Source organism: Streptomyces sp. NPDC036815 (assembly GCF_055609205.1).
The window spans coordinates 1,109,180-1,131,449 of sequence record NZ_JBVJPW010000001.1; the positions used below are offsets into that span (position 1 = coordinate 1,109,180).

Sequence of the window (22,270 nt, forward strand, 5' to 3'; positions counted from 1 at the left end):
GTAGGGAGGGCCGCCGCGATGCGCCGCAAGGCCAGCCTCGTCCTGCTCGCCATCGCCGTGTTCTGCACGGCCATGTCCCCGCTCATGCGCTGGTACGCCTTCCCCCGGCTCGCGAAGATCCCACCGAGCCAGTACCAGGAGGCGGTCCTGGAGGCGGACAACCCGACGCTCATCGACTACGGCACCATGAAGGCCAAGAAGATCGACAAGGTCACCATCGTGCAGACCCTCAAGGGCAACGTCGAGGCCTCCGAGAGGATCGAGAAGAGCGCGGACCGCGACGTCGTGGTCTGGGACGCCCTCTCCTACGTCCAGGACGACAAGGGCAAGATGGTCTCCAAGATCCCCGAGCGCTACGTCTTCGACGCGCACAGCCAGGAACCGGTGCACGCCACCGGCGAGATGGTCGACGGAGACCCGGTCAAGCGCGAGGGCATCGAGTTCAAGTGGCCCTTCCTCACCGAGAAGCGCGACTACGAGTACTTCGACGCGCAGGCCCGCATCACCCGGCCCATCCACTACAAGGGCACCCAGGACTTCCGCGGCCTGAAGGTCTACTACTTCGAGCAGACCATCCCCTGGACCAAGGTCCCCTTCCCCAAGACGATGCCGGTCAAGGGCATCACCGCCCAGTCCCTCGCCGAGACCGGAACGACCCGCTGGTACACCACCGTCCGCAAGTTCTGGGTCGACCCGACCACCGGAGCACCCGTCTACGGAGAGGAGATCCAGAAGAACGAACTGCGCGGCGGCACCCTCCTGGGCGACCGCGACAAGGTCACGGTCTTCGCCGGGCACGTGAAGATGCGCGAGGACTACATCCAGGACACCGTCGACCTGGTCAAGTCCCAGCGTGTCCTGGTCCTCCTGCTCACCTCGTACCTGCCCTGGGGCTTCCTCGCCCTCGGCATCCTCCTGCTGGCCCTCTCGCTCTGGCTGGAGGCCCGTGGCCGCAGGCCGGGCGACCCGGCACCGGCCGCGCAGAACGACCCCGAACCGGAGCCGGTCAACGCCTAGGCCCCCGCGTTCCGGCTCGCCTGCCGGGCCTTCGTGTACCGGGTCGGCTCGGCCGTCGCGGGGTCCTCCGGCCACGGGTGCTTGGGGTAGCGGCCGCGCAGGTCGGCGCGGACCGCGCGGTAGCCGGACCGCCAGAAGGAGGCGAGGTCGGCGGTGACGGCGGCCGGCCGGCCCGCCGGTGACAGGAGATGCACGACCACCGGCACGGAGCCGCCCGCGATCGCCGGAGTCTCGGCGAGCCCGAACATCTCCTGCAACTTGACGGCGAGCACCGGCTGTCCGGGGTCGGAGTAGTCGATCCGGATCCTGGACCCGCTCGGTACCTCCAGGCGCTCCGGGGCGAGCTCGTCGAGGCGGGCGGCCTCACCCGTCGCCCACGGCAGCAGCCGCGCCAGGCCCTGCCCGGCGTCGATCCCCGCCAGGTCGGCCCGTCGCCGGGCCCGGGAGAGCTCGGGCTCCAGCCACTCCTCCACGCGCGCGTGCAGGGCGTCCTCGGACACGTCGGGCCAGGGCGCCCCGAGGTGCCGGTGCAGGAACGCGAGCCGCTCCCGCAGCTCCCGTGCGCCCCGGGACCACTTCAGCAGTCCCGTCCCCTCCTCCCGCAGCCCCGTGAGCAGCGCCTCCCGCACCAGCCGGGCATCGGGGTCCTTCAGCGGGCGCACGGCCAGTTCCACGGCGCCCAGCCGTTCCACGTGCCGTGCCACGAGCTCGCCGCCGCCCCAGGCCACCTCGTCGCCCTCGGAGCGCAGCGGGGCCGCGGCGTCCCGTGCGACGTACTCGTCGATGTGCCCGGCGAGCAGCACGCGCGCGTGGCCCGCGCCCACCGGCCGGTCGGCCACGGCCACGGCGATCCACCGGACCCCGGAGAGCGCGGACCCCTGCCGCACCTCGGCGCGGGTCCCGCCCGCCATGAGGTACGCCCCGTCGCCCACGCTCCGGGCCACCCGCTCGGGAAAGGCCAGCGCGGCCACGAGACCGGCGACGTACTCGTCGCTGCCGCCGCCCTTCTCGGAGGGGCCGCTCTCGGAGGGGCCGCCGGGCGCCGCCGAGGCGAGGCGCCGGGCCTCGGTCCGCCACCGCGCCGCATAGCCGTCCGCTCCTCGCCGGGCCGCCCGCCAGGCCCCCGCGAGGTCGTCCCCGTACGCGCGCGGCGGCTCCTCGCTCAGCAGGGCCACCGCCTCCGCCGCCCGCCGGGTGCCGACGCGCGGTGCCGCGTCGAGGAGGGCGCGGGCCAGGCGGGGGTGCAGACCCACCCGCGACATCCGCGTCCCCCGCTCCGTGGCGCGACCGCTGCCCGCCTCCACCGCCCCGACCGCCACGAGGACGTCCCGCGCCGCCGCCATGGCGCCGCCCGGCGGGGGATCGAGGAGGGCGAGCCCGGTGGCGTCGGGATCGCCCCAGCACGCCGTCTGCAGGGCGAACGCGGCGAGGTCGGCCACCTTGATCTCCGGCGCGGGAAAGCGCGGCAGGCGCCCGTCCTCCGCCTCCGCCCAGCACCGGTACACGGCCCCCGGCGCCTCGCGCCCGGCCCGCCCCGCCCGCTGCCTGCCCGCCGCCTGCGAGGCCCGTACGGTCGTCAGCGCGCTCAGCCCCCGGGCGTGGTCGACCCGCGGCTCCCGCGCGAGGCCCGAGTCCACGACGACCCGCACCCCGGGCACCGTCAGGGACGACTCGGCCACGGACGTGGCAAGCACCACCCGCCGGCCCTCCGACCCGGCGAGCACCGCGTCCTGCACCGCGGCCGGTGCCCGCCCGTGCACCTGCAGGACCTCCACGCCGTCGAGCCCCGTCAACTGCCCGGCCACCCGCGCGATCTCGCCGACCCCGGGAAGGAAGCACAGGACGTCGCCCGCGCGCTCGGCGAGCGCCCGCCGGATCACCGAGGCCACATGGGTCAGCAGCGCGGGGTCCACCCGCATGCCGTGCGGCGGCCGCACCCCGCGCGCGGGCGGCGCCCACACCACCTCCACGGGATGGGCGGTGCCGTGCGCCTCGACCACGGGCGCGCCCCCGAGGATCCGCGCCCACCCCTCGGCGTCGGTCGTCGCGGACGCCGCGACGAGGCGCAGCTCCGGCCGCAGCGCCGCCCGCACGTCCACCAGGAACGCCGCCACGGTGTCCGCGTCCAGATGCCGTTCGTGGCACTCGTCGAGGATGACCACGTCGACGCCCGCCAGCTCCTGGTCGCGCTGCAGCCGCTGCAGCAGGACACCCGTGGTGACGACCTCCACACGCGTGCGCGGCCCCACCACGCGCTCCCCGCGCACCGTGTAGCCGACGCTGTCGCCCACCTTCTCGCCGAGCAGCCACGCCATGCGCCGCGCGGCGGCCCGTGCGGCGATCCGGCGCGGCTCGGCGACGACGACGCGCCGTACACCGTCGGGTGTGCCGTCCCGCGCGCCGTCGAGGAGGCCCGCGAGGGCCAGCGGCACCAGCGTCGTCTTGCCGGTCCCGGGCGGGGCGCACAGCACGGCGCTGCCCGGCCCCTCCAGAGCGGTCAGGAGGGCGGGCAGCGCGTCGCGTACGGGCAGGTCCAGGGCGTCGTTACGGAGACCGGTCACCTGCTCAGTCTCGTACGCACACGTAGATCGCCGTCCCGGGGATCAGGTTTCCGCGCAGCGGGGACCAGCCGCCCCACTCCTGGGTGTTCCAGGCGGGCCACTCCGGCTCCACGATGTCGACGAGCCGGAAGCCGCCCGCCACGATGTCGCGCACCCGGTCACCGATCGTCCGGTGGTGCTCCACGTACACCGCGTTGCCCTGTTCGTCCTGCTCCACATAAGGAGTGCGGTCGAAGTAGGAGGCCGCCACGGAGAGGCCCTCCGGACCCGGCTCGTCCGGGAACGCCCAGCGGACGGGGTGCGTCGCGGAGAAGACGAACCGGCCGCCGGGGCGCAGCACGCGCCGCACCTCCTTCAGGACGAGGACGGGGTCGGCGACGAAGGGCATCACGCCGTAGGCGGAGCAGACGAGGTCGAAGGCGCCGTCCTTGAAGGGCAGCACTCCCGCGTCGGCCTGCACCAGGGGTACGTTCCCGCCGATGCGCAGTGCGTGCTGGAGCTGACGGTGGGAGAGGTCGAGCGCCACGGGCCGCGCGCCCTGCGAAAGGAGCCAGCGCGAGCACTGCGCGGCACCGGCGCCGATCTCCAGGACGTCCTTGTCTTTCAGCTCCTCGGGCGGACCGAGGAGTTCCGCCTCCACCTCGTCGAGCCCCTCGGGACCCCACACGAAGCGGTCGTCCCCGAGGAACGTGCCATGCTCGATCTGGTACTCGTCGGCGTTCCGGTCCCACCAGGTGCGGTTCGCGCGACTGCTCTCCGTCACGTCGGCGGCACGCCTGGTGGCCTCGGGCTCGGGCAGCTCGGACTCTTGGATGATCGGCTCCATCGTCGTTCTCTTCGTCGGAACCCGTCGTGAGGGGGCGTGATGCGGCCCGTGTGGCCTCATGCGACAGGTTTTGTGCCGGGTATGCGGCGATCCGCCCCGGGTGTGCGCCTTCGCGCATTGACCCTGTCCGGCTGCCCCCGTATGCTACAAGTTGCGCTGCGAGCCTGCGCTCCTCAGACATAGCAGGCTGCGCTCGCGTCTGTTGTATGTCCCCTCGGTTGTCGAGGCGCCTTCCGTTTCACGGGAGCCGCGCTTCCTAGGCTGTCCGGCTTCTGCAGAGTGCGAAATCGGCTCCGGCGTTGCAGTACCTACGACTTCAATGTCCGTACCGGAGCCCTTTCCCACATGACGAGCAGCACCGAGACCACCGCCACCACGCCGCAGGTAGCGGTCAACGACATCGGTAACGAGGAAGCCTTCCTCGCCGCGATCGACGAGACGATCAAGTACTTCAACGACGGCGACATCGTCGACGGCGTCATCGTGAAGGTCGACCGGGACGAGGTCCTGCTCGACATCGGTTACAAGACCGAAGGCGTCATCCCGAGCCGCGAGCTCTCGATCAAGCACGACGTCGACCCGAACGAGGTCGTCAAGGTCGGCGACGAGATCGAGGCCCTGGTTCTCCAGAAGGAGGACAAGGAAGGCCGTCTGATCCTGTCCAAGAAGCGCGCTCAGTACGAGCGTGCCTGGGGCACGATCGAGAAGATCAAGGAAGAAGACGGCATCGTCACCGGTACCGTCATCGAGGTCGTCAAGGGTGGACTCATCCTCGACATCGGCCTCCGTGGCTTCCTTCCGGCCTCCCTCGTCGAGATGCGCCGCGTCCGCGACCTTCAGCCCTACGTGGGCAAGGAGCTCGAGGCCAAGATCATCGAGCTGGACAAGAACCGCAACAACGTGGTCCTGTCCCGCCGTGCCTGGCTCGAGCAGACCCAGAGCGAGGTCCGCCAGACCTTCCTCACGACCCTGCAGAAGGGCCAGGTCCGCTCCGGCGTCGTTTCCTCGATCGTCAACTTCGGTGCGTTCGTGGACCTCGGTGGCGTCGACGGTCTCGTCCACGTGTCCGAGCTTTCCTGGAAGCACATCGACCACCCCTCCGAGGTTGTCGAGGTCGGCCAGGAAGTCACCGTCGAGGTCCTCGACGTGGACATGGACCGCGAGCGTGTCTCCCTGTCGCTCAAGGCGACGCAGGAAGACCCGTGGCAGCAGTTCGCCCGCACGCACCAGATCGGGCAGGTTGTTCCCGGTAAGGTCACCAAGCTCGTTCCGTTCGGTGCGTTCGTGCGCGTCGACGAGGGCATCGAGGGCCTGGTCCACATCTCCGAGCTGGCCGAGCGCCACGTGGAGATCCCGGAGCAGGTCGTCCAGGTCAACGACGAGATCTTCGTCAAGGTCATCGACATCGACCTTGAGCGTCGCCGGATCTCGCTGTCCCTGAAGCAGGCCAACGAGTCCTTCGGCGCCGACCCGTCGGCCGTCGAGTTCGACCCGACCCTGTACGGCATGGCCGCGTCCTACGACGACCAGGGCAACTACATCTACCCCGAGGGCTTCGACCCCGAGACCAACGACTGGCTCGAGGGCTTCGAGACCCAGCGCGAGGCTTGGGAGGGCCAGTACGCCGAGGCGCAGCAGCGCTTCGAGCAGCACCAGGCCCAGGTCATCAAGTCCCGCGAGGCCGACGCCCAGGCCGAGGCCGAGGGTGCGGCGGCTCCGGCCGGCGCCGCTCCGGCCGCGTCCAGCGGTGGCGGCGGCGGTTCGTACTCCTCGGAGTCGGACGACAACTCCGGCGCCCTGGCTTCGGACGAGGCGCTTGCCGCGCTTCGCGAGAAGCTCGCGGGTGGCCAGAGCTGAATCTCGCCTCCAGGCGGTTGTAGCTGAACGATGCGGGCCCGCACCTCTTCGGAGGTACGGGCCCGCTTCTTTGTTTTTGGGCGCGGGTTCGGTGGAGGCTGGTCGCGCAGTTCCCCGCGCCCCTGACAGCTCGTCCCTTCGGGACGTCGCCTTATGGCGTCACCTCTATGTTCGTCAGGCCCTTGCCGCCCGTCACCGTGTTGCTGGCGTGGACCGTGGTCCTGCAGCTGGAGCTGTGGTTCGTCACGTTGATCGCGAGCTGTCTGTCGCCCGTCGCGCCCGTCAGGGTCGACTTGTTGCCGCGGAAGACCGTGCCGCAGCCCCAGCCGGACTGCTGGCTGTGGGTCTCGTAGCCGTTGTTCAGGGTGTTCTTGCCGGTGTTGTTCTCGATGACGTAGTCGTTGCCCTTCACGTCGATCCACGAGTCGTCGAAGTGGTTGCCGGTCAGGCCCTTGCCGTCGAAGGTGTTGCCGGAGACCTTGCCGCCCGTGGTGCCCTCCTTGAGGTCGATCGCCTCGCCGCCGACGTCCGGGCCGATGGTGTTGCTGAGGATCTGCACGTTGTCGCTCTTGTCGGAGAGCGTGTTGGCGGTGCCCACGTAGACGCCCTCTCCCATGCCGCGGTCGTCGTTCCCGGTGTCGTAGATCCGCGAGTTCCTGATCACGCCGTCCCTGCTCGACGTGCGGAAGTGGACGCCCTCCATGTCGAGGCCGTGGACCGTGACGGTGTCCACGACGACGCCCCGCGCGGAGTCGATCATGATGCCCTTCTGGCCGCCGGTGACGGTGAGGCCCTGCACCGTCCAGTAGGCGGCGCCGTTGAGGTGCAGGCCGTAGCCGCCGCCGGCCTTGAGCACCGCCTGCACATGGAGTTCCTGTACATGAACTTTGGGTGCGCACACGAACGTACGGCCGGGTCATGTGCGCGTCAAGGTGGGGATCGGGCGGGCCTGATCGGCCCCTGAGTGGGTGTCACCACTCAGGAGCGCCATCAACTCGGCGTCCCTTTGCGGGTGTTCACGCATACGAACAGCGGGGGCCCGAGCGCGCCGGTGAGCGGCGAGGAGTCGTCGTCGGGGAGGCGTGGCCGGGAATGCATATGTCCCCGCGCGCGTTCTTCCCTACGAACACGAGGAGGAGCGGTCACAGTGCTTGATCCGCAGGGTTTGTACGCATGGGAGCCGAAGGGCCTCGCCGTGGTCGACATGGCGCTCGCCCAGGAGTCGGCCGGACTGGTCATGCTCTACCACTTCGACGGATACATCGACGCGGGCGAAACCGGCGACCAGATCGTCGAGCGGCTCACGGACGGCCTTCCCGGGCAGGTGGTGGCGAGATTCGACCACGACCGGCTCGTCGACTACCGCGCCCGCCGCCCGCTGCTCACCTTCCGGCGCGACCGATGGAGCGACTACGAGGTGCCGACGCTCGACGTCCGCCTCCTCCAGGACGCCACCGGCGCGCCCTTTCTGCTGCTCTCCGGGCCCGAGCCCGACGTCGAGTGGGAGCGCTTCGCCGCGGCCGTCCAGCAGATCGTGGAGCGCCTCGGCGTGCGCCTGTCGGTGAACTTCCACGGCATCCCCATGGGCGTTCCGCACACCCGCCCCGTGGGCCTCACGCCGCACGGCAACCGCACCGACCTCGTCCCCGGCCACCGCAGCCCCTTCGACGAGGCGCAGGTGCCCGGCAGCGCCGCCTCCCTGGTGGAGTACCGCCTCCTGGAGGCCGGGCACGACGTCCTCGGCGTGGCCGCGCACGTGCCGCACTACATCGCGCGCTCCGCCTACCCGGACGCGGCCCTCACGGTCCTCGAGGCGATCACCGCCGCCACCGGCCTGGTGCTGCCGAGCGTCGCGCACGGCCTGCGCACCGAGGCACACCGCACCCAGACCGAGATCGACCGGCAGATCCAGGAGGGCGACGAGGAGCTGGTCGCGCTGGTCCAGGGCCTGGAGCACCAGTACGACGCGGCGGCCGGCGCCCAGGACCGGGGCAACATGCTCGCCGAGCCGGTGGACATCCCGTCCGCCGACGAGATCGGCCGCGACTTCGAGCGCTTCCTCGCCGAGCGGGAGGGCGACGCGTAACGCCGGGGCCGTGCCTGGCCCCGCCGGGCAGGCCCTAAGCTGCCGGTCATGCTGAAGGTGGGCCTGACCGGCGGAATCGGCGCCGGCAAGAGTGAAGTCTCGCGGCTGCTCGTCGCGTCCGGTGCCGTCCTGATCGACGCGGACAAGATCGCGCGTGAGGTGGTGGAGCCGGGAACTCCCGGCCTCGGGGCCGTCGTCGAGGCCTTCGGGCCGGAGATCCTGGCGCCGGACGGCTCCCTCGACCGGCCCGCTCTCGGCGCGGTCGTCTTCGCCGACGCCGAGAAGCTGGCCGCTCTGAACTCGATCGTGCATCCCCTGGTCGGCGCCCGCTCCGCCGAGCTGGAGGAGGCCGCGCCCCACGACGCCGTCGTCGTCCACGACGTGCCGCTGCTCGCCGAGAACGGCCTCGCGCCGCTGTACGACCTCGTCGTCGTCGTCGACGCGAGCCCCGAGACCCAGCTGGACCGCCTGGTGCGGCTGCGCGGCATGCGCGAGGAGGACGCCCGCGCGCGGATGGCCGCGCAGGCCACCCGCGAGAAGCGCCTGGAGATCGCGGACATCGTGATCGACAACGACGGCCCGCTGGACGGCCTCGCGGAGCGCGTCGGCGAGGTCTGGGCGGAACTCGCGCGCAGGGCGCGTGCTTAGGCGGTGCACGTGTTCGCCCCATGAGGGTTTTCCCTGTACGGGTTCCGTTCCCCGTGAGGGTCCGGAATAGGTGGGGGCGTGGCGGGCGTTGAGGCGGGTGAGCGAGGGAAGGAGTCCGGTGTGCCCGAAAGCAGTCCGGAGACTCATGTCATCGATTTCCGTGCGGCGGAGCAGCTCCTCGCCGCGCGGGATCCGCGGGGCGCGGTGAAGCTGCTCGACACCGTTATCGCGGCCCACCCCGAGAACACGGCCGCCCGCCTGCTGCGGGCGCGTGCCTTCTTCGCCGCCGCGCAACTGCGCGCCGCCGAGCTGGAGTTCAGCATCGTCCTGGAGCGCGAGCCGGACAACGCCTTCGCGCACTTCGCGCTCGCCCGCACCTATGAGCGCGCCGCCAAGCCCGAGCAGGCGCGCCGTCACTTCCGCCTCGCGGCCGCTCTGGACCCGCAGCCGGAGTATCTGGCGGCGGCCCGGTTCGACGGCGAGGACGGACAGGCCGCCGGCTAGCGGGCGCCCGGCGGCTCGTACGGCGGGACGTCCTTGCCCGGCTGGTAGTGCGGGCCCTGGTGCAGCCGGTGGACGACCCACGCGAGGTCGGCGGCGACCACCAGGAGCAGCACCCCGCACGCCGCCGCCCACCCCGCCCGCCCGACGAGCGCGAAGGCGGCGGTGCCGAAGGCCGCCCAGACCAGGCCCCACACGCTGAACCAGAAGCGCATGCGCAGTGGACTGCGCGCGGTCAGCGGTTCACTGCCTGTACGCATCATGAGAGGTCATCTCCTCCCTTCAGGATAAAGAGGGTGGCAACGTGCTGGAAGCGCTCAGGGGCGACGCCGGGCTCGCCGCATGGCTCAGGGAACTGGAGGACGCCGGGGAGCCGGCGGCCGGGGCGGTGTTGCCGGACACCGACGGGCTTCCCGAGGTGCTGCTCGACCTCGCCGTGCCGCACGAGGACATCAACGCCCTCGTGGCGCTGCGCGAGCGGCTGTGGGCCGACGCGGAGGCCCGGTGGCTGCTCGACCGCTGCGTGGACGCCGTCGTGCGCGGTCTGGGAACCGTCGGCGGCGGGGGCCGGGCCCCCGTACTGCCCGAGGCGTGGGGCGAGCTCGGCCGCTGCTTCTTCGTGTACGTGTACGTGGCGGCGCTGCCGCACGTGCGCGCGTACCACCGCGGCCGCGGCATCCCCGACGACGTCTCGCGCCGCACCCTCGCCGACCTCGGCCGCCACATGGCGGTGCACCGCAGGGCGTACGGAAGCTGCGGCCTCGTCGTACCGGAGTGGCCCGGCCTGCACTTCCGGGGCGAGCTCTACCAGTTGGGGCGGCTGCAGTTCCAGCGTGCCGTGCTCGGCGCGCGCATGGGCGGCGCGACGCGTGCGGCCGGGCACGCGGCGGGGCCGGGGGATCCCTGCCTGAACCTCCACATCACCGGCTTCGGGGGGCCGTTGACGCCGGCGGCCTGCGAGCGGTCCCTCGCCCTGGCGCGGGAGTTCTTCGCGCGGCACTTCCCCGAGGAACGATATGAGACAGCCGTCTGCCACTCCTGGCTGCTCGATCCGCAGCTGAGGGACCGGCTGCCCGCGGACTCGAACATCGTCCGCTTCCAGGAGCGATTCCGTCTCGCGGAGGGTTATGTGCGAAGGCCGGAGGACGGCGACCCCGTCGCCTTCGTCTTCGGCTCCCGCGATCTTCCCGTATCCGAACTGCCCAGGCGGACCAGGGTGGAGAGGGCTGTGGGCGACCATTTGCGGGCGGGCGGCCACTGGTACGGCGGGCATGGCTGGTTCCCGCTGTAGGCGGCGGGGCCGGGCGGGCGGCGGGAACGGCGTCGGAGCGCGCTTCGTTGGGCGGGGCATGAGCCTGGAGATGCGTGGGGGATACGAGGGGACGGGGCCCGGCGCGATCACGCCGGACGGCTGCGCGGTCGAGCTGTACACGCGCCTGTCCGTCGGGGACGAGCCGGACATCATCGAGGGCGCCGTACCGGCCGGGGCGCACATCCTGGAACTGGGCTGCGGTGCGGGCCGGGTGACGCGTCCGCTCCTCGAGAGGGGCTTCCGGGTCACCGCAGTGGACGAGTCCCCGGAGATGCTGGAGAAGGTCGCCGCGCTCGACGGCGGGGTGCGCAGGGTGCGGAGCCCCATCGAGAAGCTCGACCTGGACGAGAAGTTCTCCGTGGTGATGCTCGCGTCGTTCCTCGTGCACACCGGCGACGCGGCGGTCCGGCGCGGCATGCTGCGGGCCTGCCGGAAGCACGTCACGGACGGCGGCTGTGTGCTGATCCAGCGGGAGGGCGCGGACTACCACATGAACCTGCCGAGGGAGCGTGTCGACCCGGCCGGCTATACGGTCCGGATCGTGTCGGCGACGCCGGTCGGCGACGGTGTGAACGAGGTGCGCGCGGAGTACGTGTTCCCCGACGCCACCTGGACCCAGACCTTCCGGGCCCGGCCGCTCACCACGGAGCAGTTCGAGGACGCCCTCGCCGAAGCGGGCCTGAAGGTCGACGAGTACCTCACGGACGACGGGATCTGGGTGCGGGCCGTGCCGGTGGGCTGACGGCGTGCACGGGGGCGACGAGGTGCGGGTCGCCCGGCCGGGCAGTCGGGCAGTCGGACGGGACCGGTCGGCCGCCGACAGCGGAGGAGCCTCAGCAACACGCCTTCTGCCAGGGCGTGTTGCTGAGGCTTCTCGGTATCCCGCGAACCCGCCGGGTTCCGTGCAGGCGGGGCTCTAGCCCTCCGCACCCCGCAGACGCTCCATCTCGCGGCGGTCCCGTTTCGTGGGGCGGCCGGTGCCCCGGTCGCGGATGCCCGCGGGGGCGACGGCCTCGCGGGGCGGGGGCGGCGGCGAGTTGTCCACGTAACACTCGACCGCGACCGGTGCGCCGACGCGCTTGCGGATGAGGCGCTTCACGATGACGACGCGCTCCCGGCCGCCCGGCTGGCGGACCCGCACCTCGTCGCCCACGTGCACGCCGTGCGCGGGCTTGACGCGGTCGCCGTTGACCCTGACGTGGCCGCCCTTGCACGCCGCGGACCCCGCCGAGCGGGTCTTGGCGAGGCGGACCGACCAGATCCAGCTGTCGACGCGCACCGAGCCGCCACCCGCCGGGCCACCACCCGCCGGGCCGGGTCCCGCGGGGCCGGAGCCCGCCGTTCCCTTGTCCACCGGCGGGGTTTCCGGCGGCGCGGTGTCCGACGTGCGGCCCGTTCCACCATCCCCTGAAGTCTCCGAAGCCATACATCGACCTTAGAGCCTGTGTCATATCCCCGGCCGGGCGGGCGGCGTCTGGCACGCACGCTCGCCGCGTTGCCGAAAAGCCCTAGTAGCTCCGCTACAAGGACTTCCCGGCGCCTTGCGATCGCACGCACCAGACGCCGCCCGCTGATCCGACCGGGGATATGACACAGGCTCTTAGTCCGGCTTCGACGCGGCACCCCCGCCTCCCGGCGAGCCGTCCGGAAACCGCCAACCCGGGGCGCCGATAATTCGGACCGATCACATCAAAACGGTCCGGACATGAGGACATGACACGCGACTCCCAGGAGTGCTGCCCATGACGTCTTTCGAAGCCACCGTCGACGCTCTGATGGACGGACTCCGCGCCGACCTGGAACGGCTCGCCGCGATCCCCTCGATCGCCTTCCCTGGGTTCCCCGCCGAACCGGTGGAGGAGGCCCACGACCTGCTCGCCGGGCTGTTGCGCGACGCCGGGGTGCCGCACGTCGAGCGGCTCGACCTGCCCGACACCGCGCCGGTGGTCTACGGCGAGATCCCACCGCCCTCGCCGGACGCGCCGACCGTCCTGCTCTACGGCCACTACGACGTGCAGCCGCCCGGCGACGCGTCCCTCTGGAAGTCCCCGCCCTTCGAGCCGACGCCCGTCGAGGGCGGCCTGCGCGCCCGCGGCATCGCCGACGACAAGTCCAACGTCATCGCGCACCTCGGAATGGTGCGGGCCTTCGAGGGACGGCCGCCGGTCGGGATCAAGATCGTCATCGAGGGGCAGGAGGAGTACGGCAGCGCCTTCGACGGCCATCCGCCCACCGACCCGGAGCGGTTCGCCTGCGACGCCATGGTCATCGCCGACCTCGGCAACCTGCGTCCCGGCACCCCCACCCTCACCACCGGCCTGCGCGGCGCCGCGGAGGTGACGGTCGAGGTGCGCACCCTCGACGAGCCGCGCCACAGCGGGGAGTTCGGCGGGGCCGCGCCCGACGCGCTGCTCGTCCTGCTCAAGGCTCTTGCCACCCTGCACGACGTCCACGGGGACGTCGCCGTCGAGGGTCTCAGGCGCGAGGAGTGGGACGGCACGTCGTACACCGAGGAGGAGTTCCGCTCCCTCGCCGGTGTGCGCGACGGGGTGCCGCTCGTCGGCAGCGGCAGCCTGGGGGAGCGGCTGTGGAGCGTGCCCGCGATCACCGTCATCGGCCTGGACGCGCCGAGCGTGGAGCACGCCGCGTCCGCCGTGGTGCCGTACGCCCGGGCCAAGTTGAATCTCCGTTTCCATCCGCGGCAGGACCCGGCGGAGGCGCGGGACAGGCTCGTCGAGCACCTGCGTTCGCTCAGGCCCTTCGGGGTCCCGCTCGCCGTCACGCCCGGCGACACGGGGCCCGGCTTCGAGGCCACCACCGGCGGGCCCGCCTACCGTGCCGCGCTCGACGCGCTGCGGGAGGGCTGGGGGAGGGACGCCTCGTACGTGGCGACCGGCGGGTCCATTCCGCTGGTCAACGGGCTCGCGAAGGCGGCCCCCGGCGCCGAGGTGCTGCTCTTCGGGGCGCAGGACAGCATGTGCAATCTGCATGCCCCGAACGAGCGCGTCCTCTTCTCGGAGCTGCGCAACACGGTCGTCGCCCTGTGCGCGTTCGTACGGGAGTACGCCGACGGGTTCGAGCGGGCGGACCCTGAGCGGTCGGACTCCGCCTCGCCGCACTCTGAGCGGTCGGACTCCGAGCCGTCGGGTGGTGGTGCCGCGTGAGCACGACCGAGACGCCCGTGGGGAACGGGGGCAGCGGCACCGGGGGCGGCGGAGGCGGCGCCGACAGCGGGAGCCCGGCCGAAAACCCCGCGGGAAAGCGCAAGTTCACCTTCCCCAGCGCCCTGACCGTCCTGGCGGTCGTCACCGTCGCCGTCTGGCTGCTCGCCTTCCTCATCCCCTCGGGGCAGTACGACCTCGACGGCTCCGGCGCCCCCGTCGAGGGCACCTACCACCGCGTCGACTCCGGGCAGTCCTTCGTCGACCGCCTCAACGACCTCTTCCTGTCGCCCGTCAACGGCCTCTACGGCATCCAGGACGAGAAGACCTCGCTGGTCGCGCCCGGCAACGCCGGCTCGCTGTACGGCAGCGCGGGGGTGTTCCTGTTCGTGCTCGCCATCGGCGCCTTCATCACCGTCGTCTTCGCGACCGGGGCGCTCGACCGCGGCATCGGGCGGCTCGCCCACCGGCTGCGCGAGCGGGGCGCGCTGCTCATCGCCGGTGTCATGGTCGTCTTCTCGGTGCTCGGCACGGTCGAGGGCTTCGCCGAGGAGACGCTCGGCTTCTACGGCCTGATCGTGCCGCTGATGCTCGCCCTCGGCTACGACCGCATGACCGCGGTCGGCGCGATCATCCTCGGCGCGGGCGTCGGTGTGCTCTGCTCGACCGTGAACCCCTTCGCGACGGGCGTCGCCTCGTCCGCCGCGGACATCTCGCTCGGCGACGGCATCGTGCTCCGCTTCGCCATGTGGATCGTGCTGACGGGCGTCACGGTCGCGTACGTCATCCGGTACGCCAAGCGCGTACGGAGGGACCCGGAGCGCTCCCTGTCCGGGTTCCTGCCCGGCGACCGGGACCGCGAGCAGGCCGCCGAGACCGGTGCGGCGCCCGAGCTGACCGGGCTGCACAAGGCGGTGCTCGTCGCCACGGCACTGGTCTTCGCCTTCATGATCTTCTCGGTGGTGCCCTGGTCCAGTGCGCTCACCGGCAAGGCCGACGCGAAGCCGTACGGTTTCGAACTGGGCTGGTCCTTCCCGCAGTTGGCCGCCCTCTTCCTGTGCGCGGCCGTCCTCGTCGGTCTGGTCGCGCGGATGGGCGAGCAGCGGCTCAGCTCGACGATCATCCAGGGCGCGGCCGACTTCGTCTCGCCCGCCCTGGTCATCCTGCTCGCCCGCGGCGTCACGACGATCATGAACAACTCGAAGATCACGGACACCGTGCTCCACTCCATCGAGGGGATCGTGAAGGGCACGTCGTCCGGGCTCTTCGCGGTCATCGTCTTCCTCGTGAACCTGCCGCTCGCCTTCCTGATCCCCTCCACCTCCGGCCACGCCACGCTCGCCATGCCGATCCTCGCGCCGCTCGCCGACTTCGCGGGCGTCTCGCGCGCGGTCGTCGTCACGGCCTGGCAGGCGGCCAGCGGCTGGATGAACCTGTGGGTGCCGACCACGGCCGTGACCATCGGCGGCGTGGCGCTCGCGAAGGTCGGTTACGACAAGTACCTGCGGTTCGTGTGGCCGCTCCTCGCCGTCCTCGCGGTGCTCATCTGCGGGTTCGTGGCGCTGGGGGCCGTGCTGACCTGAGCGGGGCCCTGGGCCCCGGACGCGGTTCGGTCGGGCGCGTACGTACGGTGGAGGGCATGGATGGCCTGAGCGAACTGGACGAGCGGATCACCGGCTGCCGGGCTTGCCCTCGTCTCGTCGAGTGGCGCGAGGAGGTCGCGCGGACCAAGCGCGCCGCCTTCGCCGACTGGGAGTACTGGGGGCGGCCCGTGCCCGGCTTCGGGCCGCCCGACGCCGCGCTCCTGATCGTCGGCCTCGCGCCCGCCGCGCACGGCGCGAACCGCACGGGGCGGATGTTCACCGGCGACCGGTCCGGCGAGTTCCTCTACCCGGCGCTGTACGACGTGGGGCTCGCCTCCCGGCCCACCGCCGAGAGCGCCGACGACGGCCTCACTCTCCACGGCACCCGCATCACCTCGCCCGTGCACTGCGCCCCGCCCGACAACAAGCCCACCGTCGGCGAACGCGACACCTGCCGCACCTGGCTGGTGAGCGAGCTGAACCTGCTCGCTCCGACGCTCCGGGCGGTGGTCGTCCTCGGCGGCTTCGGCTGGCAGGCCGCGCTGCCCGCCTTCGCGGCGGCGGGCTGGCAGCTCCCGAAGCCGCGCCCGGCGTTCGGGCACGGGGCGCGGGTGACCCTGGCGGGCGGCCGGGACCGGGAGCCGCTCGACGTCTTCGGCTGCTTCCACGTCAGCCAGCGGAACACGTTCACGGGACGGCTGACGCCCGCGATGCTGCGGGAGGTGCTGGGCGCCGCCGCGTTCGAGGCGGGGCTGCACCCGAACGGCCCAGCAGAGTGAGCCGCGCCCGCCGGTGATTCCTAGCGTGAGGTCGTGGACGAGACCCGCGCAGCCAAGCCGCCCGCCGCCGCCTACCGCAATCTGGCCGTGGCGACGATCGGCTTCACGCTCACGTTCTGGGCCTGGGACCTGGTCGCCCCGCTCGGCAGCGACTTCAAGGACCGCCTCGGGCTCAGCTCCTTCGAGCAGTCCCTGCTGGTCGCCGTGCCCGTGATCGTGGGCTCGCTGGGCCGCGTACCGGTCGGCGCGCTCACCGACCGCTACGGCGCGCGGCTGATGTTCCCGCTGGTCTCGGCGCTCACCATCGTCCCGGTGCTGCTGATCATCCCGGCCAGGAACAGCTACCTCGCGATGCTCGGGGTCGGATTCCTGCTCGGCCTCGGCGGCACGACGTTCGCCATCGGCATCCCGCTGGTCAACTCCTGGTTCCCGCCCGCCCGCAGGGGCTTCGCGCTCGGCGTCTTCGGGATGGGCATGGGCGGTGTGGCGCTCTCCGGCTACTTCACCCCGCGCATCGCCGAGCACGGCGTGGACCTGCCGTTCATCGTCGTCGCCGTCGCACTCGCCGCCTTCGCGGTGCTCGCGTTCTTCCTGATCACCGACCGCCCCGACCGGCCGGTGCCCACCAGCTCCCTCGCCACCCGGCTCGGGCAGGCGGGCAGGCTGCGCGTCACCTGGGAGCTGTCCGCCCTGTACGCGATCGGCTTCGGCGGGATCGTCGCCTTCGGCGTGTACCTGCCCACGTACCTGAAGACCTGGTACGACCTCTCGCCCACCGACGCCGGGACCAAGGCGGCCGGCTTCGCGCTGGTCACCGTCGTCTTCCGGCCCGTTGGCGGCTGGCTCTCCGACCGGATCCACCCGGCGACGGTCACCACGATCGCCCTCGCGGTGGTCGCGCTCTTCGCCGTCGTGCAGGCCTTCGACCCGAGGCTGAACCCGACGGGCACCATCTGCTTCCTGGCCATGGCGGCGGGCCTCGGCACCGCGAGCGGCAGTGTCTTCGCCCTCGTCTCCCAGGTCACCCCACAGCCGCAGGTCGGCTCCGTCACCGGCATCGTGGGCGCGGTGGGCGGCCTCGGCGGCTTCGTACCGCCGCTGGTCATGGGCGCGATCTACAGTGCGAAAGGCTCGTACTCGATCGGTTTCATGCTCCTCTCCGACCTGGCGCTCGCGGGGTGCGTGTACGCGTACGGGCGGATGCGGAACGCGAGGGCGGACTGATCCGGCCGCAGTGCGCGCGACGCCGTCCCGCTCGTCAAAACCCGTCGGCGGGCGCGCACTTGGCGATCTTGGTACGAGGCGGGAGGCCGCCGTACGAGTGATCTTCCGGGCGAACCGCCGCGCCCCCGCCGGGGACCGGCCTCCGGCACGGCGTGACGACCGCACACTTCCGGGAACGCGCCGGAGACCACCGACGCCGTCACGTCGAACGACTGGAGCCGCCCGGTGTCTCCACAGCTCTTCCGCCGCGCCCTTCGCGGCCTCGGCCCCCGTCGCCACCCCGCGCGGTCTCGCCCCTTTCTCACCACCGCCGTCCTCTTGGGCGTGTTGAGCGCGGCCGCGACGGGCGGCGCGGCGGCGGACGGCACGGCGCCCACGGACCCGGCCGCCGCCACCGCCTTCTGGGTCGATCCGGACAGCGCCGCGGCCCGGCAGGTCGCGCAGTGGCAGCGGGAGGGCCGGACCGCCGACGCCCAGCTCGTCCAGCGCATCGCCGGGCAGCCGCAAGCCGTCTGGCTGTTCGGGAACGGCTCCGGCCCCGTCGTGCGCACCCACGTCGAGGCGGCCGCGAAGGCGGGGCGCACGCCGGTCTTCGTCGCCTACTTCATCCCGCACCGCGACTGCGGCGCGTACTCCTCGGGCGGCGCGGGCGACGCCGCCGACTACCGCCGCTGGATCGAGGAGGTGGCCGTGGGGCTCGGCACCGGGGAGGCGTACGTGATCGTGGAACCGGACGCCGTCGCCCAGCTGGTGGCGGGCTGCCCGAGCGCGGACGCCACCGAGCGGTACGCACTGCTCGCCCACGCGGTCCAGCGCCTCAAGCGCAACCCGCACACCAGGGTGTACCTCGACGCGGGCAACGCCGGCTGGATCCCCGACGAGCACCGCCTGGTCGACCCGCTGCGCCGCGCCGGGATCGCCGAGGCCGACGGCTTCGCCCTGAACGTCTCCAACCACCAGACGGACCAGGTGAGTTCCGCCTACGGACACCGGCTCGCCAAGGAGCTCGGCGGCGACAAGCACTTCGTCGTCGACAGCAGCCGCAACGGCAACGGCCCCTACGTGGGCGACCAGGCCTGGTGCAACCCCCCGGGCCGCGCCCTGGGCCGCCCACCCACGTCGCAGACCGGCGACCCGGGCCTCGACGCCTACCTGTGGATCAAACACCCCGGCGAGTCCGACGGCACGTGCCGCGGCGGACCGAAGGCGGGCCAGTGGTGGCCGGAGTACGCCTTGGACCTCGCCCGCCGGGCACGGGTTTAGTGGCGCACCGCCACCGGTGAACTCCCGCCCCGTACCCGCAGCGTGGGCTTCCCCGTGCCGTTCGCGGGCGTCGACCAGATGTCCTGCTTGCGCCCGTCCCGGCCGGGCAGGGCGTACGCGAGGGTGCCGTCGTCGAGCCAGGCCGCCTGGTCGTCGACGCTGCGCCGCTCGGCGAGCGGGTGCTCGCGCATCGTGCGGAGGTCGAGGACGTACAGCCGCCAGGGGTCCCGAGTCCCCTTCCGCACCCGCTTCTTGAAGGCGATGCGGGTGTTGTCGGGGGAGAGGGAGGGGCACTCGACGTTCGAGCGCAGGGCGGTCGCCGCCCACTTCTTCATGTCGCCGCGCACGAGGTACGTCTTGCCCTTGGTCGAGACGGTCGCGTAGAAGCGGTTGTCGTCCTTCGCGAAGGTCACGCCCCAGTAGTTGACGTCGGGGGCGTGGTAGCGGCGGCCGTCGAGGGTGAGGGGGACCTCCTCCATGTTCTTGATCAGGTAGCCGGTGCGGGTGTCCAGGATCGAGGTGCGGGTGGAGAAGGAGGAGCCCGCGTAGGAGTCGCCGGTGGCGAACATCGTCCAGGACAGCATCCGGCCCGACGCCGAGACGCGCGCCCTGTTGGGGATTCCGGTGAGCGCGATGCGGCGCTTCTCGCGGAGCTTGTCGTCCAGGACGACGGCGTACGACTTCGGTGGGATCCCCGCGCGGCGCTGCAGGCACAGACCGGTGCCCGCGGCGGCGTAGAACCGCTCGCAGGAGGGGCCGCCGGTGGTGCGGGCGGCCGTGCGGGACGGCTCGCGGGACGGTGCGGCCGCAAGGGGCAGGCGGGCGACCCGGCCCGCGCCGCCCTCCGTGCCGCGGAAGTAGAGGTGCCCCGGGCCGAGGCCGAACTCCGAGGTGGCGTCGGCCGATTCGGCGCGCTGCGCGGCGTGCAGGGTGTACGTGACGGCCACGCCCGCGAGGACGGCGGCGGCCGCGGAGACGGCCACGATCCGGGAGCGGAGGGACGGGAGGGAGGGGAGGGAGCGACGGGCGTCAGGTGGCGGGGTCATGGGCGCCTTTCGGAGGGCGGTAGCAGGGCGGCCGCGCCGGCGAGCGCCACGGTCAGTGCGAGCACCGCGCAGGTCAGCGCGGTCCCCACGCCCCACAGCGTCCAGGCGGCCCCGAACCCCGCGGCGGCGACGAGCCGGGCCAGCGCCTGGCCGGTCTGCAGCACCGCCATGCCGCTCGCCCGCCGCTTCTCGGCGACGACCGGGGCGACGAGGGCCATCAGGACGCCGTCGGTGGCGGCGTAGAAGATGCCGAGCAGGAGCAGTACGCCGATGAGCAGGGGCCAGCCGTCGGTGGGGGAGAGCAGGAGGAGGTAGCCGCCGAGGAGCGCCACGTGCCCGGCGAGGAACGGCACGCGCCGTCCGGTGCGGTCGGCGAGCCGCCCCGCCGGAACCGCGAGCAGCAGGTAGACGGCGGCGGAGCCCAACGGCAGCAGCGGGAACCAGGAGATGGCGAAGTCGAGCCGCCGCTGGAGCAGGAGGTAGAGGAAGGAGTCGCCGATGGTGGCCGCGCCGAGCAGCGCCGCCGCGATCAGGACGCGCCGGAAGGCGGGGATCCGGAGGAGCCCGAGCGCCTTGCCCGTGCCTGTGGCGGGTGTGGAGCGCGGGCCCGGCGGGTGCGCGGGGCCGCCCAGGTGACCCGGCACGAACGCGACCAGCATCAGCACCCCGAGCAGCCCGAAGCAGAAGCTGACCACGAACACGGCGTCGTACGCGTCCGCGGTCGCCCACAGCAGCGCGAACGCGGCGAGCGGCCCGAGCAGCGCGCCCGTCGTGTCCATCGCGCGGTGCACGCCGAAGGCGCGGCCCAGCGCGTCGGGCGGGCTGCTCAGCGAGATGAGCGCGTCGCGCGGCGCGGTGCGCACGCCCTTGCCGATGCGGTCGGCGGCGAGCGCCGCGCCGATCCCGGCGGTGGCGCCGCCCGCGAGGAGCAGCCCGAGCCGGGACAGCGCGGAGAGGGCGTAACCGCCGCCCGCGACCAGCTTGTGCCGCCCGCCGCGGTCGGCGGCGTACCCGCCGGCCAGCCGCACGAGCGCCGTGACACCGTTGTACAGACCGTCCAGGAATCCGAACTGGAGCGGGGACAGGCCGAGTTGGAGGACGAAGTAGAGCGGCAGGACGGCGGTGACCATCTCGGAGGAGATGTCCGTGACCAGGCTGACCGCGCCCAGCGCGAGGACGGGTCCCGCGACGCGGCCGCGCCGGGCCCCGGATCGCTCCGGGGTCCCGGCGGCCGCGTCGCCCTTGGTGGCCGCGCCGGTGGAGGCGAGGTACATCGCAGGGCTCCCGCCGGGCTCAGTGGCAGGAGTAGGACGGGCTGGTGTCCTTCGTCGAACCGTCCGTGGCGAGGAGGTTCCACGAGAAGCCGGTGTCGGTGAAGTTCAGCTTGACCACGCCGAAGGTGTTGGTGATCCGCTTCTGGCTGTTGGGCTGGACGTCCTCGATCTTGTACGGGTTGGCGCCGCCCATGCCGCCGAGCAGTTCGACGAGGCCGTTGGCATCGGCCTTGCCGTCCGCGTTCTGCGGGGCGAAGCGCTCGTAGTGGTGGTCGTGGCCGTTGAGGACCAGCTCGGCCTTGTTGTCGTAGAGCAGCTTCCAGACCGGGCGGCTCACCGGGTCGTTGCCGTGCTCGCCGGAGGAGAAGAGGGGGTGGTGCCAGTACGCGGCGACGCACTTCTTGGAGTTGGCGGCGAGGTCGTCCTTGAGCCAGTCGATCTGCTCGTCGTCGTCGAAGCTGTTGGAGTCGAGCGCGATGAAGTGCCAGTTGCCCTGGTCGTAGCTGTAGTAGCTCTCGCCGTCGGGGTAGGCGACGGACCCGAAGTAGGACTTGTAGCCCTTGAGGGCGCCCGCCGGGTCGTACGTCTCGTGGTTGCCCGCCACGGGGTGCGTCTTGCTCTTGAAGGCGCCCCACGTCTTGTCGTAGTACTTCTGGAAGTCCTTCAGGCGGGCGTCGTCGTACTGGTTGTCGCCCATGGTCATCACGAACGACGGATTGATCTGCTTGACCAGGGCCGCGGTCTTGGGGTGCTTGCAGCTGCCGCTGCTCGCGGTGCACTGCTCGGCGATGTCGCCCGCGGCGACGGCGGTGAAGCCGGCCCGGGGCGCGGCGGCGGGGGAGGCGTCGGCCTCGTCGGCCGGTGACCAGAGGAGCACGCCCCCGACGAGGGCGAGCGCGACGCCCGCCGCGACGGGGGCGCCGATACGGGCCTTGGGGGTCCTACTGGCTTTGGCGGTGCGGGAGTTCATGGCGCGTGGGGTGGGCGACATGTCCGTCTCCTCGGTTGGCGTGGGGGTGCCGGGCTGTCTCGGGGGGAATCCTGGCGATGCGGCATGTGCGCGTCAATAACTTGGGATGAATTATTGTTAGGAAACTTTCCTTCCAGTGTTCACGCGGGGACGGGCGGGGCG

Annotated in this window: 19 protein-coding genes and 1 pseudogene; 12 read left to right on the forward strand and 8 right to left on the reverse strand. The window is 72.2% G+C overall.

Features of this window, described 5'->3' with window-relative positions; translation table 11 throughout:
• Nucleotides 1-18 precede the first annotated feature (18 nt).
• Nucleotides 19-1,017: a cell envelope lipid trafficking protein PgfA gene (gene pgfA, locus ACZ69I_RS04935; RefSeq protein WP_470830490.1), complete on the forward strand. Its 999-nt coding sequence runs from the start codon at nt 19-21 to the stop codon at nt 1,015-1,017.
• Here pgfA and hrpB read toward each other — a convergent pair.
• Both hrpB and ACZ69I_RS04945 read right to left on the reverse strand, forming a co-directional pair.
• Entirely contained in the window at nt 1,014-3,578 is a 2,565-nt protein-coding gene (hrpB, locus tag ACZ69I_RS04940) for an ATP-dependent helicase HrpB (RefSeq protein ID WP_470830491.1), read from the reverse strand. The genes pgfA and hrpB overlap by 4 nt on opposite strands.
• A 4-nt stretch (nt 3,579-3,582) precedes the next feature.
• Nucleotides 3,583-4,404, reverse strand: coding sequence for a class I SAM-dependent methyltransferase (locus ACZ69I_RS04945; RefSeq protein WP_467667983.1), 822 nt, complete (start codon nt 4,402-4,404; stop codon nt 3,583-3,585).
• A 345-nt stretch (nt 4,405-4,749) separates the two neighbouring features.
• Between ACZ69I_RS04945 and rpsA the strand changes: the two genes are divergently transcribed.
• Nucleotides 4,750-6,261 (forward strand): 30S ribosomal protein S1, encoded by a 1,512-nt coding sequence (gene rpsA / locus ACZ69I_RS04950; RefSeq protein ID WP_389712672.1) that lies wholly within the window; start codon nt 4,750-4,752, stop codon nt 6,259-6,261.
• Nucleotides 6,262-6,412: 151 nt separating this feature from the next.
• On the opposite strand, the pseudogene ACZ69I_RS04955 reads toward rpsA, so the two are convergent.
• Nucleotides 6,413-7,123 (reverse strand): annotated as a pseudogene (locus ACZ69I_RS04955) (right-handed parallel beta-helix repeat-containing protein); the annotation flags it as partial.
• 285 nt (nt 7,124-7,408) lie between these two features.
• Here ACZ69I_RS04955 and ACZ69I_RS04960 point away from each other — a divergent pair.
• From ACZ69I_RS04960 to ACZ69I_RS04970, 3 genes are all read left to right on the forward strand, one after another.
• Nucleotides 7,409-8,347: a PAC2 family protein gene (locus tag ACZ69I_RS04960; RefSeq protein ID WP_467667979.1), complete on the forward strand. Its 939-nt coding sequence runs from the start codon at nt 7,409-7,411 to the stop codon at nt 8,345-8,347.
• Between the two features lie 48 nt (nt 8,348-8,395).
• The gene (gene coaE / locus ACZ69I_RS04965) at nt 8,396-8,995 is read left to right on the forward strand and encodes a dephospho-CoA kinase (RefSeq protein ID WP_470830492.1); all 600 of its coding nucleotides are present in this window, start codon (nt 8,396-8,398) and stop codon (nt 8,993-8,995) included.
• A gap of 120 nt (nt 8,996-9,115) precedes the next feature.
• A complete protein-coding gene (locus ACZ69I_RS04970; protein WP_467667975.1) occupies nt 9,116-9,499 on the forward strand; it encodes a tetratricopeptide repeat protein in 384 nt (127 codons plus the stop codon).
• Here the strand turns inward: ACZ69I_RS04970 and ACZ69I_RS04975 are convergent.
• Nucleotides 9,496-9,756, reverse strand: coding sequence for a DUF6343 family protein (locus tag ACZ69I_RS04975; RefSeq protein ID WP_467670711.1), 261 nt, complete (start codon nt 9,754-9,756; stop codon nt 9,496-9,498). The two genes, ACZ69I_RS04970 and ACZ69I_RS04975, sit on opposite strands and share 4 nt — an antisense overlap.
• Nucleotides 9,757-9,800: 44 nt before the next feature.
• Here ACZ69I_RS04975 and ACZ69I_RS04980 point away from each other — a divergent pair, with 44 nt between their 5' ends.
• Both ACZ69I_RS04980 and ACZ69I_RS04985 read left to right on the forward strand, forming a co-directional pair.
• Entirely contained in the window at nt 9,801-10,787 is a 987-nt protein-coding gene (locus ACZ69I_RS04980; RefSeq protein ID WP_470830493.1) for an acyltransferase domain-containing protein, read from the forward strand.
• A 58-nt stretch (nt 10,788-10,845) separates the two neighbouring features.
• A complete protein-coding gene (locus ACZ69I_RS04985; RefSeq protein WP_470830494.1) occupies nt 10,846-11,550 on the forward strand; it encodes a class I SAM-dependent methyltransferase in 705 nt (234 codons plus the stop codon).
• 174 nt (nt 11,551-11,724) lie between these two features.
• Here the strand turns inward: ACZ69I_RS04985 and ACZ69I_RS04990 are convergent, their stop codons facing one another.
• A complete protein-coding gene (locus ACZ69I_RS04990; RefSeq protein ID WP_470830495.1) occupies nt 11,725-12,234 on the reverse strand; it encodes an RNA-binding S4 domain-containing protein in 510 nt (169 codons plus the stop codon).
• 316 nt (nt 12,235-12,550) lie between these two features.
• Here ACZ69I_RS04990 and ACZ69I_RS04995 point away from each other — a divergent pair, with 316 nt between their 5' ends.
• The 5 genes from ACZ69I_RS04995 (at nt 12,551) to ACZ69I_RS05015 (ending at nt 18,818) form a co-directional block, all read left to right on the forward strand.
• On the forward strand, nt 12,551-13,972 hold the full coding sequence (locus tag ACZ69I_RS04995) for a M20/M25/M40 family metallo-hydrolase (protein WP_470830496.1): 1,422 nt from the start codon (nt 12,551-12,553) through the stop codon (nt 13,970-13,972).
• A 122-nt stretch (nt 13,973-14,094) separates the two neighbouring features.
• A complete protein-coding gene (locus ACZ69I_RS05000) occupies nt 14,095-15,552 on the forward strand; it encodes a YfcC family protein (RefSeq protein ID WP_470830663.1) in 1,458 nt (485 codons plus the stop codon).
• 56 nt (nt 15,553-15,608) lie between these two features.
• Nucleotides 15,609-16,331, forward strand: coding sequence for a uracil-DNA glycosylase (locus tag ACZ69I_RS05005; RefSeq protein ID WP_470830497.1), 723 nt, complete (start codon nt 15,609-15,611; stop codon nt 16,329-16,331).
• Between the two features lie 33 nt (nt 16,332-16,364).
• Nucleotides 16,365-17,555, forward strand: coding sequence for an MFS transporter (locus ACZ69I_RS05010; RefSeq protein ID WP_470830498.1), 1,191 nt, complete (start codon nt 16,365-16,367; stop codon nt 17,553-17,555).
• Between the two features lie 318 nt (nt 17,556-17,873).
• Nucleotides 17,874-18,818 carry a glycoside hydrolase family 6 protein gene (locus ACZ69I_RS05015; RefSeq protein ID WP_470830499.1) on the forward strand — a complete coding sequence of 315 codons (945 nt, stop codon included), beginning with the start codon at nt 17,874-17,876 and terminating at the stop codon, nt 18,816-18,818.
• Here ACZ69I_RS05015 and ACZ69I_RS05020 read toward each other — a convergent pair.
• Genes ACZ69I_RS05020 through ACZ69I_RS05030 form a run of 3 tightly spaced genes read right to left on the reverse strand, consistent with a single transcriptional unit; the run spans nt 18,815 to nt 22,129 of the window.
• Nucleotides 18,815-19,864: a TolB-like translocation protein gene (locus ACZ69I_RS05020; RefSeq protein ID WP_470830500.1), complete on the reverse strand. Its 1,050-nt coding sequence runs from the start codon at nt 19,862-19,864 to the stop codon at nt 18,815-18,817. The two genes, ACZ69I_RS05015 and ACZ69I_RS05020, sit on opposite strands and share 4 nt — an antisense overlap.
• Nucleotides 19,861-21,138 (reverse strand): MFS transporter, encoded by a 1,278-nt coding sequence (locus ACZ69I_RS05025; RefSeq protein WP_470830501.1) that lies wholly within the window; start codon nt 21,136-21,138, stop codon nt 19,861-19,863. Before ACZ69I_RS05025 ends, ACZ69I_RS05020 begins: the two co-directional genes overlap by 4 nt.
• Before the next feature lie 19 nt (nt 21,139-21,157).
• On the reverse strand, nt 21,158-22,129 hold the full coding sequence (locus tag ACZ69I_RS05030) for a metallophosphoesterase family protein (RefSeq protein ID WP_470830502.1): 972 nt from the start codon (nt 22,127-22,129) through the stop codon (nt 21,158-21,160).
• Nucleotides 22,130-22,270: the final 141 nt, after the last annotated feature.

Coding starts and splice junctions, on each gene's coding strand:
- pgfA (WP_470830490.1), top strand. CDS start 19: ATGCGCCGCAAGGCCAGCCTCGTCCTGCTCGCCATCGCCGTGTTCTGC.
- ACZ69I_RS04945 (WP_467667983.1), bottom strand. CDS start 4,404: ATGGAGCCGATCATCCAAGAGTCCGAGCTGCCCGAGCCCGAGGCCACC.
- rpsA (WP_389712672.1), top strand. CDS start 4,750: ATGACGAGCAGCACCGAGACCACCGCCACCACGCCGCAGGTAGCGGTC.
- coaE (WP_470830492.1), top strand. CDS start 8,396: ATGCTGAAGGTGGGCCTGACCGGCGGAATCGGCGCCGGCAAGAGTGAA.
- ACZ69I_RS04975 (WP_467670711.1), bottom strand. CDS start 9,756: ATGCGTACAGGCAGTGAACCGCTGACCGCGCGCAGTCCACTGCGCATG.
- ACZ69I_RS04985 (WP_470830494.1), top strand. CDS start 10,846: ATGAGCCTGGAGATGCGTGGGGGATACGAGGGGACGGGGCCCGGCGCG.
- ACZ69I_RS04990 (WP_470830495.1), bottom strand. CDS start 12,234: ATGGCTTCGGAGACTTCAGGGGATGGTGGAACGGGCCGCACGTCGGAC.
- ACZ69I_RS04995 (WP_470830496.1), top strand. CDS start 12,551: ATGACGTCTTTCGAAGCCACCGTCGACGCTCTGATGGACGGACTCCGC.
- ACZ69I_RS05005 (WP_470830497.1), top strand. CDS start 15,609: ATGGATGGCCTGAGCGAACTGGACGAGCGGATCACCGGCTGCCGGGCT.
- ACZ69I_RS05020 (WP_470830500.1), bottom strand. CDS start 19,864: ATGACCCCGCCACCTGACGCCCGTCGCTCCCTCCCCTCCCTCCCGTCC.
- ACZ69I_RS05025 (WP_470830501.1), bottom strand. CDS start 21,138: ATGTACCTCGCCTCCACCGGCGCGGCCACCAAGGGCGACGCGGCCGCC.
- ACZ69I_RS05030 (WP_470830502.1), bottom strand. CDS start 22,129: ATGTCGCCCACCCCACGCGCCATGAACTCCCGCACCGCCAAAGCCAGT.